A 17,415-nucleotide genomic window follows, 5' to 3' on the forward strand; every position below is an offset into this window, starting at 1 on the left:
TGGGGCTCGGCGCGGCGGCAAGTGCGGTGTTCGCTGTCCGATCCGGGCAGCGGTGAGCGGCATAATCGGTTAGGGGCAGTATATGGCGCCGGATAGGGTCCGGAACGATTGGGGATTCGCAGGTCTGTCAGCGAGTCTGGTGACCCTTGTGAGTGCGTCCCCCGCCCTGGCCCAGGGCATCACTGCCAACAATGTGATGGGCGCTGCGCCCGTCGCCATCGCGCTGGGCGCCGGCGCCTTCGCACTGATCGCCATGGCGCTGGTGCGCCGCATGCTGCGCGACAACCGGCTGGCGCGCTCACGCGCCGCCGAACAGATCGCCGGGCTCCGCGCCCGGGTCGACGAATACGAGGCGCTGCTGTCTGGCGGTCGCGAGATCATTGTGCTGTGGGCCAGCGCCGGTGAAGGCCCGCGTTTCCTCGGCCAGGCCTCGGCCCTGCTGCCCCCGGGGCGGCGCGCTGAAGCGGTGCTGGATTTCGCCTCCTGGCTCGGCGAGGCCGACGCCGATCGCATCGCCCGCGCCATCGAGAACCTGCGGGTTGGCGGCCGCGGCTTCGAGCTGACGCTCAAGGCCGGCGATGGCCGCACCGTGCGTGCCTCGGGCTCGCTGCTCGGCAACGGCGCCGCCCTCCGGCTCCGGCCGGCAGCGATTGCGCCGCAGGGCGAACTGGTTGCAGCAGCGTCGGTTTCGCAGGCCACGCAGACCGCCACCGACCACGCCACGGCTCGTACGGTGCTCGCCAGCCTCGGCAAGCCGGCATTCCTCCGTGATGGCGCCGGCCGCCTCGTCTTCGCCAACGCCGCCTATCACGACCTGGCGCGGGCGCTCGGCCGCAAGACCAGCGAGAGCCAGCCGGCCGAACTGGTCGATTACGGCCTGCTGCAGCGCAACCGCGCCGTGCTTGGCGATGCGCGCAAGCCCCAGAGCACCATGGTGACCTTGGGCGAGGTCGGCGATTTCGAGGTCGTCGATTTCCCGGTCAACGGTGGCTCGGCCGGTTACCTGCATGCCAGGCAGGACAGTGCCCCACGCGATCCGGGCCTGTCGCATCTCAGCGCCATCATTGACGCCCTTGCGACGCCGATCGCCATCTTCAATCCCAACCGCGAGCTGGTGCAGTTCAACCGCGCCTATTGCGCCATGTGGGACATTGACCCGAACTGGCTGAAGCTCGGCATGGACGAGCGCGCCATCCTCGACAAGCTCCGCACCGACGGCAAGCTGCCCAACGAGCCTGACTACCAGGGCTGGCGCACCCGGCACCTCAGTGCCTACCAGCTCCGCGTCCCCAAGGAACTGGAGCCCTGGCACCTGCCCGATGGCCGCACCGTGCAGGTGATCGCCGCCCCGGCCGGGCCGAAGGGCGGGGTGATCTACGTGTTCGAGGACATTACCGACCAGCTGAACTTGAAGAGCCAGCACAAGGTGGTGCTGGACGTACAGCGCTCGACCCTCAACGCCCTGAGCGAAGCGGTGGCGGTGTTCGGCACCAACGGGCGGCTGACGCTGTCGAACCCGAAACTCTCGACCGTGTGGAAGCTGCCGGCCAACCTCCTCGCCGAGACGCCGCATATCGACCAGATCGCCGAAGCCGCGGCGCGGGCGCTGCCCGAGGACGGGGCGACGATCTGGCGCGACCTCAAGCGCTCGATCATCGACCTCAACCCGACGCGCTCGGACCGGCAGGGCCGCATCACCCGGGCCGACGGCAAGCTGATCGACTATGCCATCGTGCGGCTGCCCGACGGGCAGACGATGATGACCTTCCTCGATGTCACCGAGAGCGCCAACTACCAGCGCGTGCTGAAGGAGCGCAACGACGCGCTGATCACCGCCGACCGGCTGAAGGATGCGTTCGTGCAGAACGTCTCCTACGAACTGCGCTCGCCGCTCACCAACATCATCGGCTTCGCCGACCTGCTCGCCTCGGGCGCCGCCGGCGAACTCAACGACAAGCAGCACAGCTATACCGACTTCATCCGCGCCTCGAGCGCCACGCTGGGCGTGTTGATCGACAACATCCTCGACCTCGCGACGGTCGATGCCGGCATTGCCGAATTGCAGCCCGAACCGCAGGATGTCGCCACGCTGGTCGACAAGGCGCGCGCCGGCCTCGCCGCCACCTTCCCCGATATCGATGGCGAGCCCTCGCTCAACCTCAAGGTCATCGTCGAACCCGACCTGCCGCCATTCATCGCCGACGGCACCCGCATCGTGAACGTGCTCTATAACCTGCTCTCGAACGCCGCCCGCTTCTCCGAACCGGGTGGCGAGGTGCGGCTCACCGTCAGCGGCCGCACCGGCCGCATCCAGTTCGTCGTCGAGGACGAAGGCGCCCCGATGAGCGAGGAAATGCGCGTCGCGCTGCTCGATCGCAACGAGGCGTTGGCCGGCCCGGTCCGCCAGCGCGGCGCCGGCCTCGGCCTCTCGATCGTCCGCGCCTTCGTCAACATGCATGGCGGCACCATCGCGGTGGAGCGGCGCGAGCCGCGCGGCACCCGCGTGGTGGTGAGCCTTCCGAGCGACGCCGCCATGGCCGGCGCCGCCGAGTAGGGCTTTTCGCCGTCGCGCGCTGACGCTATTGCAGTGCCATGACTGACCAGCACCTGTTCCTCGCCGACGATGACGCGACCGCCGCCTTTGGGCGACGGTTGGCCGCTCGCCTGGTTCCCGGCGATCGTCTCCTGCTCTATGGCGATCTGGGCGCGGGCAAGACGGCGCTCGCACGGTCGATCATTCGTGCGCTGGTCGGCGATGACATGCTGGACGTTCCCTCGCCCACCTTTGCGCTGGTTCAGCCGTATGAAGCTGGGGAGCAATCGATTCTCCATGCAGACCTCTACCGGGTCGTTGATGAGCGCGAGGTCGATGAACTCGGCCTTTCCGACACCCCAGGGGCGATCGTGCTGGTCGAATGGCCGGGACGGGCCTCGCACCACTTCATCGATAGCGCGACTGGCGAGTTCGAGCTGACCGTTCCGCCAGGCGGCGACGGTCGTCATGTGCGATACAATTTCGCTGATGAGCGCGTCGTCTAGGCGGCTGGACTTCCCGCGCCCCACCGAGTCAAATCGCCGACCATGCGCCGCGACTCGCTCTTCACTATCGCGCCCCACGCGCCCTTTCTCGCGACGCTCGCCGAGCGGGTGCTCGATGGCCGCTTGCTGGGCGATTGGCCGCGCCAGGGTGCCTTCTGGCTGAGCGACATCACCATCATCCTCCCCACCCGTCGCGCCCGTTTCGTCCTCGCCGAAGAGTTCGCGCGGCGCCTCGGTGGCACCGTGCTGCTGCCCGATATCCGCACCTTTGGCGGTGAGGTGGCAGATGAGGAGCCGTTCCTGCCGCCCTTCGATGCGCCGGCCAGTAAGCCCGCGGCGTCGCTGCTTGAGCGCCGGCTGACCCTCTCTCATCTGGTGCGGCTGTTTGCCGAGCGGGCCGAGAGCTTTGCTACCCCGCCCAACCCGGCGGAGATCTTTTGGCTCGCCGATTCACTCGGCGAGGTGATCGACGATTTCACCATTGCCGGCATCGCCACCGAAAAGCTCAAGGATCTGGTGCCCGAAGAGCTGGCCGATAACTGGCAGAAGGTGCTGGAGTTCCTCGATGTGGCGCTGAAGGCCTGGCCGGCGATCCTCGCCGAACGCGGCCGCATCGACGCCGCCACCGCCCGGAATGAGCGGCTGCTGCGGCAGGCCGGGGCAGCGAGCTTTGTCTATGGCAACCGCCCGGTGATCGCCGCCGGCTCCACTGGCTCGATCCCCGCCACGGCGGCGCTGCTCAAGGCCGTGGCCGCATTGCCGCGTGGCGTGGTGGTGCTGCCGGGGCTCGATACCTCGTTCACCCCGGATCGCCACGACCGGATGATCAACGGCGAGACCACCCAGGGCCATCCGCAATATGGCCTGATGAAGCTGCTGCGCAGCCTCGAGGCCGGCGTCGGCGAGGTGGTGGAGCTTGGTGGAGAAACGCCGCGCACCGCGCTGGTGCAGGCAGCACTGGCGCCGGCCAGCGAAACCCCGGCCTGGCCCATCCTCCGCGCCGATATTCCGGTGAGCCGGGCGCTCGACGGTGTCAGCATCCTCGCCGCCCGCAACGCCGACGTCGAAGCCCGCGCCATCGCGCTCGCCGCCCGCGCCACGCTGGCTGAGAAGAAGACCGTCGGCATCGTGGCGCGCGACCAGACGCTGGCCCGGCGCATCGCAGCCGAACTCAACCGCCACGGCGTGGTGGTCGATGACGCCGCTGGCACACCGCTGTTCCAGTCGGCCGCCGGGCGGCTGGCGCGGCAGGTGCTGGCCATCGCCACCGACGACTATGCGCCGGTCGACATCATCTCGCTGCTCCGCAACGCCGCCGTGTCGCTGAGCCTCGACCGCTTCCTCGTCCGCAAGCTCACCGACCATCTCGACCTGCGGCTGCGTTCGGAGCGCCCCGGCGCCGGCATCGCCGGGTTGCGGGCCCTGTCCGACCACGCCGAACTGCCGGCGCTGCTCGATCGGCTCGATGCGGCGATGGCGCCGATCGTGACGCTCAGGACGCGCGAGCGCATCACCGCTCCCGAACTCGCCTCGGCGCTCTTGACGACGCTCGATGCGCTGATCGCCGAAGCCGAGCTGCCGGGGATGGCCGAGCTCCGCCGCTGGGCCGAGGAACTGGTGGCGCTCGACCAGGGCGGCACCGCTTTCGCGCCGTTCGACCTCGAAGCCGTGCTCGAGGCGCTGCTCACCGGCACCAAGACGCAGAACCCGGTGCCGGCGCGCGATGACATCCATATCTGGGGCGAGCTCGAAGCCCGCCTGATGAACCCCGACCTGATGATCCTCGCCGGCATGAACGAGGATATCTGGCCGCCGGTCGCCGACCCTGGCCCCTGGCTCAGCCGCGGCATGCGGATCGGCATCGGGCTCGAGCCGCCCGAGCGCCGGCAGGGCCAGGCGGCGCATGACTTCGTCATGGCCGCCGGCAATGCCGAGGTGATCATCGCCTATGCCGAGCGCATCGGCACCTCGCCGGCGCTGCCTTCGCCGCTGCTGCAGCGGCTCTATGCCTTTATCGGCGAGAGCGAGGCGAAGCTGGCCCGGGCGCGGGGCATGCGCTGGTTGGCTGAAGCCGATGCGATCGATCATGCCGGCGTGCCGCGCCCGGCCGAGCGGCCGTCGCCCAATCCGCCTGCCCGCATCCGCCCACGGCGACTGTCGATCACCGAGATCGAGCCGCTGATGCGCTCGCCCTACGACATCTACGCCCGGCACGTGCTCGCCCTCAAACGGATCGAGCCGCTCGGGACCGAGCCGAGCGCGCGCGAGCGCGGCACCATGATCCACGGCGTGTTCGAGAAATTCGTCCACGCCGGGCTCGATCTCGAACTGCCCGAAGCGCTGCCCGAGATGATGGAGATGGCGCGCGACGCCTTTGCCGGGCTCGACGCCATCAAGGAGCGTCGCGACATCTGGCTGAAGCGCTTCGAGCGCGCCGCCCGGCAGTTCCTCGACTATGAGCGGCGGCGCGATGCCGAGATCGTCGAGCGCCACGCCGAGACCAAGGGCGAATGGCTGTTTCCGGCGCTCGACAACTTCACCCTCGTCGGCAAGGCCGACCGGCTCGACCTGAAGCGCGACGGCACGCTCGAAATCATCGACTTCAAGACCGGCGGCGTGCCGCAGCCCAAGGACATGACCGCGTTCGATGCGCCGCAGCTGCTGCTGGAAGCGGCAATGGCCCGCGCCGGGGTGTTCCCCGGCATCTCGCCCCGCGACAGCTCGGCGCTCACCTACATCAAGATCGGCCTCGGGCCGGCAGCGTTCCAGATCAAGCCGTTCAAGCTGGTGAAGGGCATGAGCCTGATGGATGCGGTGGGCGAGATCGAACGCCGCATGCAGCGGCATGTCGAGGCCTTCCTGCTGCAGGACGGGCTGCCGATGGCGGCGCGCATCCGGCCGCGGGTGGAAACCGGGAGGAAATCGTATCCGGGGCCGTACGATCACCTGGCGCGCACCGACGAATGGACGCTGACCGCCGGAGTGGATGATCCATGAGCCGGCGCCTCTTGAGCCCGATGCCGCAGCAGATCGTTGCGGCGCAGCGCGACGCCTCGGACCCCGAGCGCAGTGTCTGGGTGACGGCCAATGCCGGCTCGGGCAAGACCTATGTGCTGACCGCCCGGGTGCTGCGGCTGCTGCTTTCGGGCGCCAAGCCCGAGGAGATCCTCTGCCTCACCTACACCAAGGCCGCAGCAGCCGAGATGCGCGGCCGCGTCGCCGAGCGGCTGGGGCAGTGGGCGCTGGAAAGCGAAGATGAGCTGATCAAGGACCTGACGGCGCTCTCTGGTGTGCCGCCGACCCCGGCAATGCGGCTGCGCGCCCGTTCGCTGTTCGCCCGGGCGCTCGAGGCTCCGGGTGGCCTGCGCATCCAGACCATCCACGCCTTCTGCGAGAGTGTGCTGCACCGCTTCCCGCGCGAGGCGGCGGTGCCGTTCGATTTCAGCGTGCTGGAAGAGCACCAGCGCGACAGCATGCTGCTCGAAGCGCGCGAGACCGTGCTCGCGGCAGGCCTGCGCGGCAGTGGCGAGGCGGCGGCGGTGGAAACGCTGTTCGGCCTGCTCAGCGATTTCCAGATCGAGACCGCCATCCTCGAAGCGCTGAACCAGCAGCGCACCCTCAGGCCGGTGCTGGCGCAGCCGCAGGCGGCGAAGCGCGAATTGCAGAAGCTCGTCGGCAATGTCGGCAGCATCGACGAGGTGATGGCGGAGATCAGCTCGGGCTACGGCCTCAGCCGCGACGACCACGCCGCGATCTTCGCGCTGATCACCCCCGACCCCTACGGCACCGACTTCGTCGACCGGCTTGGCCAGATCGACCCTGGCAAGCCCGATGCCGACGACCTGCTCGATGCCTTCCTGACCCAGGCCGATCGCACGGCGCGCAAGACCTTGATCAAGAAGGCCACCGCGGCGCTGATCCCCGACGTTGCGGCCCGCCTCGTGGCCGAGGGCCAGCGACTCGAACAGCTCTACCAGAAGCTGGTGACGGCCGAACTGGTGGCGCGCAGCGAGGCGATGCTCGACGTGGTGGCGGCGATCTCGGCGCATTACGAGAAGGCCAAGCGGGCCCGCTCGCTGCTCGATTTCGATGACCTGATCGAAAAGCTCGCGGCGCTGCTGCGCGATGAGGAGCAGGGCCCCTGGGTGCGCTACAAGCTCGATGCCGGCCTCAGCCACATCCTCGTCGACGAGGGGCAGGACACCAACCCGCTGCAATGGCAGGTGGTGGGGGCGCTGATCGACGATTTCTTTTTCGGCGACAGCGCCGCCGACCGGCCGCGCACGCTGTTCGCGGTGGGCGACCAGAAGCAGTCGATCTTCTCGTTCCAGGGCGCCGACCCAAAAGTGTTCGTCGAGGCCGGGCGGCAATACGCCTTCAGCGCCCGCGCCGCGCATTTCGAGATCACCCCGGTGCCGCTGCGCTACAGTTTTCGCACCCTGCCTAACGTACTGAACGCCGTCGACGAGGTGTTCAAGCGCGCCGACCTCAAGGACGGGGCGCTCGAGGCGACGGGTGTTGCGCATTCGACCGCCCGCGCCGATGCCGGGGGCGTGGTGACCCTGTGGCCGCCGATCAAGGATCAGGCGGAAGAGACCGACCCCGAGAACTGGCCAACCGAGCCGCCGCTGATCCAGACGCAGAGCGCCCAGCGCCAGGTGGCGGAAAAGATCGCCCGGGAGATCAAGGGCTGGATCGATGCGAAGCGCCCGCTCGGGCCGCGCGGCAAGGCGGTGAGCGCCGACGATGTGCTGATCCTCGTTCAGGTGCGCAGCATCCTGTTCCACGAGATCATCCGGGCGCTGATCCGCGCCGGGGTGCCGACACCGGGGGCCGACCGGCTGGCGGTCACCACCCATATCGGCGTCCTCGATATGATGGCGCTCGGCGATGTGCTGAGCAACCCGGCCGACGACTTGCAGCTGGCGGCCTTGCTGCGCTCGCCGCTGTTCGACGTCAGCGAGGATGACCTCCTGGCGGTGGCGCAGCCGCGTGGCGACAAGCGGCTGTGGCGGGCCATCGAAAGCGCTGAAATCCCCTCGGTAAAGGCGGCCTATGACCAGCTCTATCGCTGGCGCAACCGGCTGGATTTCGAGCGGCCGTTCAACTTCTACGCCGACGTGCTCTATGCCGGCGGCGGCCTCAAGCGGATGCGCGGCCGCTTCGGCTCGGAGATCGACGACGTGATGGCCGAGTTCCTCGACCTGGCGCTGTCGCATGAGCAATCGCCGCAGCCCTCGCTGCTCGGCTTTCTTGCCGAACTCCGCTCGCGCGAGGTGACCATCAAGCGCGAGCTGGCCGAAGGCGGCGCCGGCGTGCGGGTGATGACGGTGCATGGCGCCAAGGGGCTCGAAGCGCCGATCGTCATCCTCGCGGACGCCGCCAGCACCGAGCGCGGCCGCGACCGGCGCAGCATCTACTTGCGGGCACAGCCGCCGCTCTTCGTCCACGCCTCGTCGTCGGCAACCCATGCCCCGGCCACATCAGGCTTCAAGGACGAGGCCGACAGCGACCAGCTCAAGGAATACTGGCGGAAGCTCTACGTCGCCATGACCCGCGCCGAGGACGAGCTCTATGTCACCGGCTACCTGACCAAGCAGGGCAAGGTCGATGGCAGCTGGTACGAGGCGATCGAGCAGGGGCTGGGGCCGCTGAGCGAAAGCCTCACCGATGCCGAGGGCAATACCGCGGCGCTGCTCTATCCCAGGGAGAGGCCGGCGCCGGCGAAGCTGAAGCCGGTCGAGGCGCTGGTCGACCTCGGTGGCATGGGGCTCGATCTGAAGCCGCTGCCGGAGCGCAAGGTGCGCAAGGTCTTGCGGCCATCGAGCGTCGAGACGCCGTCCGATCCCGACCGCACGCTGGCGACGCGGCTTGAAGAGGGGCTCGACCCCACGACGGCGCGGCTCGCCGGTACGGCGCTTCATGCCTTGCTGCAGCACCTCGCCAAGGTTGCACTGCCCGATCGGCCGGCAGTCGCGGCGCGGGCGCTGCCGCTGCTGCTGCCCGAAGCACCCGACCAACATCAGGGGCTGGCGACGAAGGCACTGTCGATCCTGTCGCGGCCGGAGCTCCAGCACCTGTTTGCCGAGGGCAGCCGCGCCGAAGTGCCGTTCCTTGCGACCGCGCTGCATAAGGGCGAGACGGTGACCATTGCCGGCCGCATCGACCGGATCGTCGTGACGCCGGGTGGCGTGCTGCTGGTCGATTTCAAGTCCGATGCCGACCCGATGATGGAACCCGAGCGGGTCAAACCCGGTTACCTCCTGCAGCTCGGGCTCTATGCGCTTGTTGCAAAGCAGCTTTTCCCGGGACAGAGGATAGAAACCGGCATCCTCTGGACTGGGTTGGAATCGCTGCTAAAATTGCCCGACGCCGCCTTGGCAAACGCGGCGCGGGGGTTCACCATCCGGTGACGTTCGTTGAAGTCACGCTGGACTCTACCTAGCTTTTGGATCAAACAGACCGCCGCTTTCAACCCAAAAGGCAATCCCAATGACAACCCACGTTTCCGACGCCAATTTTGGCGAGGAAGTCCTGTCCTCGAAAGAGCCCGTGCTCGTAGATTTCTGGGCCGAGTGGTGTGGCCCGTGTCGCGCCATCTCGCCGGTTCTGGAAGAGCTCTCGGCTGAGCTGCAGGGCAAGGTGAAGATCGTCAAGCTGAACGTCGACGACAACCCGAACACCACCGTCAAGTACGGCGTCCGTTCGATCCCGACGATGATCCTGTTCAAAGGCGGCGAAGCCGCCGACATGAAGATCGGCGCCGGCACCCCGAAGGCCGGCCTCGCGAAGTGGCTCGAGAGCCACGCTGCCTAAGGGCGCGTCACTCGCTGCTTCCAATAAGAAAACGCCGCTGGCACCCGCCGGCGGCGTTTCTCTTTTCATCCACGACGGAAATTGCGGGTGGGGTGTGAGGTAGGCGCGACGCTGCGGGCGAGCATAATTGGTCGACACTCAGCGTAGGGACGCAAACCTATCCCTTCCCACCGCGCCCGACTCCCTGTAGCTTCCATCGCCAATCGACGATGGAGACGATTATGGGTACGCGCGTCAACGACCAGAACTTCGAAGCCGAAGTGCTGAACTCAAGTAAGCCCGTACTGGTCGATTTCTGGGCCGAATGGTGCCCGCCCTGCAAGGCGATGGACCCGATCCTCGACGACCTCACCACCGAGCTCGCCGCCAAGGTGAAGATCGTCAAGCTCGACGTCGATGCCAACCCTTCGACCGTGGTGAAGTACAATGTGCGCGCCATGCCGACGCTGATCGTCTTCAAGGATGGTGAGCCGGTGGATTTCAAGGTCGGCGCCGGCCAGTCGCGCGTGCAGCTGATCAAGTGGCTGGATCAGTTCGCCGCATAATTTCACGCGCGATTTTCCGGTGCGATCGGGCATAGTCACCGCCCCGCACCGGAGGACTGCATGAATTTCGACCACCTCGCCAAAGCCCCGTTCAATCTCGATGCCGAGGCGCTTGCCTGGGTGCGGGAGCGCTTTGCCGCGCTGACATCGGACGACAAGCTGCGCCAGCTGTTCACGCTATTGTCGCGCGGCATGGACGCCGATGAGATTGCCCGGATCCGGGCGTTCCGGCCGGGCGGCATCACCCGCCATGCCGGCGCAGACGTTGCGGCAGAGCGGGCGCTGTTCGCCGATCTCAACGCCGCGGCGCCAGTGCCGCTGCTGATCTCGGCCGATCTCGAAGGCAGCAGGATGTCCCTCGCGGCCGGCGCCGAGATGCCGAACCCGCTGGCGCTGGCGGCGATCGACGATGTCGAGGTCACCGCCGAAGTCAGCCGGATCATGGCCGAGGAAGCCCGGGCGATCGGCATCAACTGGAGTTTTACCCCGGTTCTCGACATCAACGCCGCGTTCCGCAGCGCCATCGTCGCAACCCGCGGTTTCGGCTCCGATGTCGCGACCGTCGAAAAGCACGCCATCACCCAGATGCGGGTGTTCCAGCAGCACGGCGTCGCCTCGGCCATCAAGCACTGGCCCGGCGAGGGTTTTGACGATCGCGACCAGCACCTCGTCACCACCATCAACCCGCTGTCGATGGAGGACTGGGAGGCCAATTTCGGGCGGCTCTATCGCGGCGCCATCGCCGCTGGTGCGCTCTCGGTGATGTCGGCGCATATCGCGCTGCCGGCCTTCGTGCGCGCGCTCGATCCCGATGCCGGCGTCGAAGCGTTCCGCCCGGCCTCGATCAGCCGGCTGCTGAACGAGGAACTGCTGCGCAACCGCCTCGGCTTCAACGGGCTGATCGTCTCCGACGCGACGCCGATGGCGGGGCTCGGCGCCTGGGGCAAGCGCAGCGACACGCTGCCCGAACTCGTCAGCGCCGGCTGCGACGTGATCCTGTTCTCCGATGACTACGAGCAGGACCTCGTCTATCTCGAAGCGGCGCTGGCGGATGGCCGGCTGAGCTGGCAGCGGGTTGACGATGCGGTGATCCGCCAGCTCGGCCTCAAGGCCGCGGTGGGCCTCCACAAGCCCGCTGGCGGGGGTTCGATCGGCACTGCCGAGAACCGGGCCTATGCCGACGCCGTGGCAAAGCGGGCGCCGACTCTGGTCAAGGACACCCAGAACCTGCTGCCGCTCGATCCCACCAAGCACAAGCGGATCCTGGTGATCTCCGGCGGCATCGTCTTCCCGTTCCTGCCGCACCCCTTGCCCTTCGCGCTGCCCGACCTGCTACGCCAGCGCGGCTTCGAGGTGACGGTGCATGACGCCGCCACCGAGGTGAGCCCGGATAAGTTCGACCTGGTGCTTTACCTGTTCGGCGACGAGACGCTGTTGACCCGCGGCCGCATCTTCCTCGACTGGCTGCGGCTGACCGGCAGCTTCGGCAAGGCGATGCAGCGCCACTGGCACGACATCCCCACCGCGATGATCTCGTTCGGCTATCCCTACATGCTCTACGACGCGCCGCGGGTGCCGACCTACATCAACGCCTATGCCACCACCGAGACGATGCAGCGGGCCGTGCTCGCGGCGCTGCTCGGCGATGTGCCCTGGAACACGAAGTCGCCGGTCGACCCGTTCTGCGGGCTGGAGGATGCGAAGTATTGAGAGGCCGGTGCGTGGGGCGCCCCCACCCTTGATCCCTCCCCACAAGGGGGAGGGAGACGCAGGAGCCGAAAACGTGCAGCTATCGCCTCCCTCCCCCTTGTGGGGAGGGTAGCGCAGCTAGGCGAAGCCTTAGCGGAGCTGGGGTGGGGGTGGCCCCACGCACAAACCTCAAGTCGGCGGCGTGCCGTTCTGATGCAGCACGTGCCCGGCGAGATACAACGAGCCGGCGAACACTACGCGCGCGGGCTGCCCAAGCTTGGCGGCATCGGCGAGGGCGTTGAGGATCGAGCTCGATTCCACCGCCTCGAAGCCACCTTCGCGCGCCTGTTCCACAATGGTCGCGGCGGCGTGCGCGTTGGGCTCACCCGGAATGGTCAGGGCGAATACCTGCTCGACCATCCCGGCGAACGGCGCGAGGAAGTCGGCGGGCTTCCTGGTGTTCATCAGCCCCATGATCAGGACCAGCGGCAGCGGCCGCCGAGCCTCGATTTCCTTGAGCGCCAGCGACAGCGCCGCGGCGCCATGGGCATTGTGCCCGCCATCGATCCAGAGTTCGGAGCCCGGCGGCAGCATCTGCAGCAGCGTGCCGTGCACCGGCTGCAGGCGAGCCGGCCACACCACCTCACGAAGCCCTCTTGCGATGTCGGCATCGCTTACCGGCAGGCCGAAATGCCGCGTCGCGGCAATCGCCAGCGCCGCGTTGTCGAACTGGTGCGGGCCGGCCAGCGCCGGCGGCGGCAGGTCGAGCAGGCCCTGTTCGTCCTGGTAGACCAGCCGGCCATCTTCGGCGCGGCCGTCGAAATCCTCGCCGGCGATCAGCGGCGTGACGCCCAGCCGCGCTGCCTCACGTACCAATACGGCGCGGCCTTCATCGCGCTGCCGGCCGAACACCGCCTTGGCGCCGCGCTTCAGGATGCCGGCCTTCTCCCAGGCGATCTTGTCGAGGCTGTTGCCGAGGAAGTTCTGATGGTCGTAGTCGACCGGGGTGATGATGGTGCCGAGCGGCCGCGCCACCACGTTGGAGGCGTCGAACCGCCCGCCCATGCCGGTTTCGAGCAGCAGGTAATCCGCCTTCACTTCCGAAAACAGCTTCAGCGCCGCCGCCGTGGTGATCTCGAAAAAGGTGATCGGCTCGCCGCCATTGGCCTGTTCGCAGAACTCCAGCGCCTGGTTGAGCTTGCGCGATGACACGAGCTTGCCGGCCAGCCGGATGCGCTCGTTGAAGCGCACCAGGTGCGGCGAGGTCATTACGTGCACCTTCTTGCCCGAGGCCTCGAGGAAGGCGCGCAGGTAGGCGAGCGTCGAGCCCTTGCCGTTGGTGCCGGCGACATGGATCACCGGCGGCAGGTGATCCTGCGGGTTGCCGATCCGCTCGAGTAAACGGACCTCGCGATCGAGCTTAAGGTCGATAAGCTTCGGATGCAGCTTGAGCAGCCGCTTGAGGATAGCGTCGGTGCGGGACACAGGAACGAGATTCTCGAACAGGAGCATGGCGCGCTTTTAGCATCAGGCCCTCAGGCGGCGAAAGACCCTGCCGATACCTCCTGTCCGATCAGGTCGATGGCGCAGCGGAACCCGATCGCGGGCGAACGGTTGAGCCCGGCGCCGAGCTGCAGCAGCTTCACCGAGCGCTGTGGCGGCAGCAGGCCGCTCTCGACATACCAGTCGGACACCACCGGATGCAGCTCACAGCCACCCTTGAGGGTGTGGAAGCGGGTGCGGCCGTCGCAATGCTCGCTCTCGGTGAGGTTCCAGACCAGCGGCGCGAGCCGCTCGAGCTTGCCTTGTTCGGCGGCGACCTGCCATTCGTCCTCGGTGGCGAGCCGCAGCCCGGCCCACCGGGCATAGGCCCGCGCGTCCGCCAGTTCGACATGCGTCACCGGCAGCGTTTCGGTGCCGGGCGCCGGGCGACCGTCACGCCAATGGGCAAGGAAGCGCTCGGGCCGGGCTGGCCGATAGCCCGTGGCGTTGGTGAAGGCGTAGAACTCGGCATTGGTCACCTCGGCGGGCGAGATGGCGAAGTGCAGTGCCGGCACCGGTCGGGTGAGGCTGACGATCTCGTGCAGCCGCGGCGGCAGCGGCTTCCATTCCTCGATGAACGGTGTTTCGCCATAGAGGCCGGTCTCGCGCAGCCGATAGGTGACGACGAGGTCCTGCGCCGGCGCGGTGACCGCCACCATGCCACGAGGCGTGGACGTCGCCTCGGTCTTCGGTCCGGCCAGTGGCAGCGCCATGCGGGCGGGAAAGAAGCTCGACGCGGCAAGGGGCGGTTGCGGCTCAAGTTCGCCCGAGGCACGGGCGACGGCCGCAATCCCGCCGCTCGGCAAGGCGCCGCCGATGCCGATCCGGCCATCGGGCAGGGTGGTTGCGGTCAAGGCCTTGCCGCTGACCAGGTCGACGAAGCCGGCGCCGACCTCGCCCTCCACCACCAGCCAGACGCCATCGACGGCCTCGCCGCGGTTGACCACCGTCCATAGCGGCTGGCCCTGATGATCCCAGCGTGAGGCATACACTTTGCCATCGCCCGGATGGTCGGCGAGCGGCACCCAGTCTTCGGAGATGAACCAGGCGGCGTGGCTGCGATAGAGCCGCCGCATGGCGCGCAGCAGGTCACGGTCGCGAGCGTTCCAGCCGACCCAGACGCCGAACACCACCTCCCACACCAGCACGCCAGTGCCGTTGAGCCAGGCGGAGTGCAGTTCGTCCAGATGATCGCGGTTCCAGCGGCGGACGTGGTGGATATCGTGCCGGCGCTCGAACCACTTGGAGCGCAACACGCCGGGGATCTTGGAGTCGGCGAACCACTGGCCCCACGACATCAACTGGTCGGCGACGCGGGCCAGCGGCACGCGGGACTCGCCTTCGACGGTGAGCGCGGGATCGATGGCGTCGAGGGCGACGCGGAGCCTGGCGCTGCCCTCTTTGGAGCTATCGAGAAACACGCCATCGACGCCAAGCTTGCTCACCAGCGCGGTGACGCTGTCGATGGCCTCGGCCCCAGCGCCGGTCTCCCACGGATAGTAGGTCAGGTACACCCGGATGCCGTGACGCTGGAATGCCGCCACCACCTCGGGCAGTTCGGGTACGTCCTCAAAATAGGCAAAGTGATTGCGCGGATCGATGCCGAGCACCGGATAGGCGTTCCACAGCATGACGCCGTCGCAGCCGCCGAACTGCTCGGCGAGCCCTTCGACATAGCGGTCGACTGTGAAGCGCCCGCTGGCATGGTCGTAGAGCCACTCGTCCCACAACCATACCATGTGCATGATGCGGGCGGCGCGGCTGGTGTCGGCGTAGCGGGCGGCATCGTAGCCGATGCGAGCGCGGGCCTCGTCGCGCCAGCGGTTCAGCGCGGCGCGCCAGGCCGGCCAGTCCTCGGGGTCGTCCGGGGCGGCGAAGATCTTGGCTTCATCGATCGCCGACAGGTCGGCGTCGGCCTGCAGTGGTACCGCGGCAGGCAGGTCGATGGGACGAGGGACGTACGGATTGAAACCGGGAGACGGCAAGGCGGTTCTCTGAGCCAGAGGGGAGCACGACGACCCGGCCGCCCCCCCGCTGCCGCAGAGAGGCAGGAGGTCAGGCTATTCGGCGTGCGCCGCCTCGGGCATGCCGACGAGATCGTCACCGGCATTGGCGGCGACCGGCGTCGCCAGCCGCGCCGGGGCGGTTTCGCTCAGCTCTTCGCGCTGCGGCGACTTGGTGAGGATGCCGACCAGCGAGCCGATGGTTTCGCGCAGGTTGTGCCGGTGCACCACCATGTCGATCATGCCGTGCTCGTAGAGATACTCCGAGCGCTGGAACCCCTTGGGCAGCTTCTCGCGGATGGTTTGCTCGATGACCCGCGGCCCGGCAAAGCCGATCAGCGCGCCGGGTTCGGCGAGGTGCACATCGCCCAGCATGGCGTAGGACGCGGTGACGCCGCCAGTGGTGGGGTTGGTGAATACCACGATGAACGGCAAGCCCGCTTCACGCAGCCGCAGCACCGCCACGGTGGTGCGCGGCATCTGCATCAGCGACAGGACGCCTTCCTGCATGCGGGCGCCGCCCGAGGAGACGAACAGCACGAACGGGGTGTGCTTGCTGGCGGCGGTTTCGAGCCCGGTGACGATGGCCGAACCGGCGGCCATGCCGAGCGAGCCGCCCATGAAATCGAAATCCTGTACGCCCACCGTCACCGGCTGGCCGAACAGCTCGCCGGTGCCGACGGTAACGGCGTCTTCGGTGCCGGTCTTCAGCCGGCTTTCCTTGAGGCGGTCGGCATAGCGCTTACTATCGCGGAATTTCAGCGGATCATGCGGCACCGCCGGCAGCGGCACCGTGTCGTATTTGCCTTCGTCGAGGAAGGTGGCCAGCCGGTCCGAGGCCTTGATCTTCATGTGGTAGCCGGAATTCGGCACCACCCACATATTGGCTTCGAGGTCGCGGTAGAACACCATCTCGCCCGACTCCGGATCCTTGACCCAGAGATTCTCCGATCCGGTATCCTTCGGCTTGAGGAAGGAGCGGATACGGGGACGGACGACGTTGTTGATCCAGTTCATTGCCTAAGCCTGTTCGCGGTCCATGTGCGCGCCATTCGGGCGCTGCCATCGGCCTATATGGTGATTGTGGCAGATATTATCAGCTTCAGCGGGCGTGGTTAAGGGCAGGTAGGGCCCCGCGCAAGGGGGATTTGGCGAGGAGTAGCCTTGCCTATCGGCGGGAATACCGCAGCCGGCTAGGCGGCGGGGGCGCCGTCCGAGTCTTCGTCGAAGCCGTTATTGACCAGCGTGGTGATGGCGTCGAGCGCCTCGCGCGCCTGCTTGCCGGTGGCCTGGACGAGGATGGTCGAGCCCGGGCCGGCGCCCAGCATCATCAGCCCCATGATCGAATTGCCGTTCACCGCCTGGCCGTCGCGCACCACCTTGATCTCGGCCTCGAAGCACTCGGCGGTTCGTACGAAGCGGGCCGAAGCCCGCGCATGCAGGCCCTTGCGATTGACGATGGTCAATTGCTGCGCGAGTGCCCGATCCGAACCAGCTGCGGTATCCATGCCGCTAGGATGCCGGAAAACCAATTGGCCGCCAAGCCGATCCTTGCAGTCGGCGCACCCTCTCCCGCTTGCGGGGGAGGGGGGACCAGCCGAAAGGCTGGTGGGAGGGGGGTGCCCCACGCGCTGAAGCTTCATGGTTCCCCACGCACCAGGGTGCGCAGCTGGGGCTGAGGCCCGCGTGTGCGGCACCCCCTCCCACCACGCTTTCGCGTGGTCCCCCTCCCCCGCAAGCGGGAGAGGGGGTCCCGACTGCGAGCCTCGGTGTCTACGGGG

The 17,415-nt window shown here is 67.7% G+C and carries 11 protein-coding genes; 7 read left to right on the forward strand and 4 right to left on the reverse strand.

All coding sequences use genetic code 11. The annotated features are described in order from the left end of the window. Positions 1-148: 148 nt before the first annotated feature. The 7 genes from ASC89_RS13255 (at position 149) to ASC89_RS13285 (ending at position 12,110) form a co-directional block, all read left to right on the forward strand. Entirely contained in the window at positions 149-2,554 is a 2,406-nt protein-coding gene (locus ASC89_RS13255) for a PAS domain-containing sensor histidine kinase (protein ID WP_162247941.1), read from the forward strand. A gap of 38 nt (positions 2,555-2,592) precedes the next feature. Continuing rightward, entirely contained in the window at positions 2,593-3,039 is a 447-nt protein-coding gene (gene tsaE / locus ASC89_RS13260; RefSeq protein WP_055998521.1) for a tRNA (adenosine(37)-N6)-threonylcarbamoyltransferase complex ATPase subunit type 1 TsaE, read from the forward strand. A 42-nt stretch (positions 3,040-3,081) separates the two neighbouring features. Next, positions 3,082-6,036, forward strand: coding sequence for a double-strand break repair protein AddB (gene addB, locus ASC89_RS13265; protein WP_055998523.1), 2,955 nt, complete (start codon positions 3,082-3,084; stop codon positions 6,034-6,036). Next, positions 6,033-9,452: a double-strand break repair helicase AddA gene (gene addA / locus ASC89_RS13270; protein WP_055998525.1), complete on the forward strand. Its 3,420-nt coding sequence runs from the start codon at positions 6,033-6,035 to the stop codon at positions 9,450-9,452. The genes addB and addA overlap by 4 nt, the downstream gene beginning before the upstream one ends. Before the next feature lie 79 nt (positions 9,453-9,531). After that, positions 9,532-9,855: a thioredoxin gene (gene trxA / locus ASC89_RS13275; protein ID WP_055876218.1), complete on the forward strand. Its 324-nt coding sequence runs from the start codon at positions 9,532-9,534 to the stop codon at positions 9,853-9,855. Positions 9,856-10,076: 221 nt separating this feature from the next. Continuing rightward, positions 10,077-10,400: a thioredoxin gene (gene trxA, locus ASC89_RS13280; protein WP_055998527.1), complete on the forward strand. Its 324-nt coding sequence runs from the start codon at positions 10,077-10,079 to the stop codon at positions 10,398-10,400. A 60-nt stretch (positions 10,401-10,460) separates the two neighbouring features. Further along, positions 10,461-12,110, forward strand: a complete 1,650-nt coding sequence (locus ASC89_RS13285; protein ID WP_055998529.1) for a glycoside hydrolase family 3 N-terminal domain-containing protein — start codon at positions 10,461-10,463, stop codon at positions 12,108-12,110. Positions 12,111-12,278: 168 nt separating this feature from the next. Here ASC89_RS13285 and ASC89_RS13290 read toward each other — a convergent pair whose 3' ends face one another. The 4 genes from ASC89_RS13290 to ASC89_RS13305 form a co-directional block, all read right to left on the reverse strand. Further along, positions 12,279-13,601: a folylpolyglutamate synthase/dihydrofolate synthase family protein gene (locus tag ASC89_RS13290; RefSeq protein WP_055998531.1), complete on the reverse strand. Its 1,323-nt coding sequence runs from the start codon at positions 13,599-13,601 to the stop codon at positions 12,279-12,281. Between the two features lie 23 nt (positions 13,602-13,624). Next, on the reverse strand, positions 13,625-15,616 hold the full coding sequence (locus tag ASC89_RS13295) for an SUMF1/EgtB/PvdO family nonheme iron enzyme (RefSeq protein WP_055998533.1): 1,992 nt from the start codon (positions 15,614-15,616) through the stop codon (positions 13,625-13,627). 75 nt (positions 15,617-15,691) lie between these two features. After that, positions 15,692-16,651 carry an acetyl-CoA carboxylase, carboxyltransferase subunit beta gene (gene accD / locus ASC89_RS13300; protein WP_055876230.1) on the reverse strand — a complete coding sequence of 320 codons (960 nt, stop codon included), beginning with the start codon at positions 16,649-16,651 and terminating at the stop codon, positions 15,692-15,694. A 176-nt stretch (positions 16,652-16,827) separates the two neighbouring features. After that, positions 16,828-17,142: an HPr family phosphocarrier protein gene (locus ASC89_RS13305; RefSeq protein WP_055876232.1), complete on the reverse strand. Its 315-nt coding sequence runs from the start codon at positions 17,140-17,142 to the stop codon at positions 16,828-16,830. Between the last annotated feature and the right edge of the window lie 273 nt (positions 17,143-17,415).

This window comes from Devosia sp. Root413D1 (genome assembly GCF_001425235.1).
Taxonomy (GTDB): domain Bacteria; phylum Pseudomonadota; class Alphaproteobacteria; order Rhizobiales; family Devosiaceae; genus Devosia_A.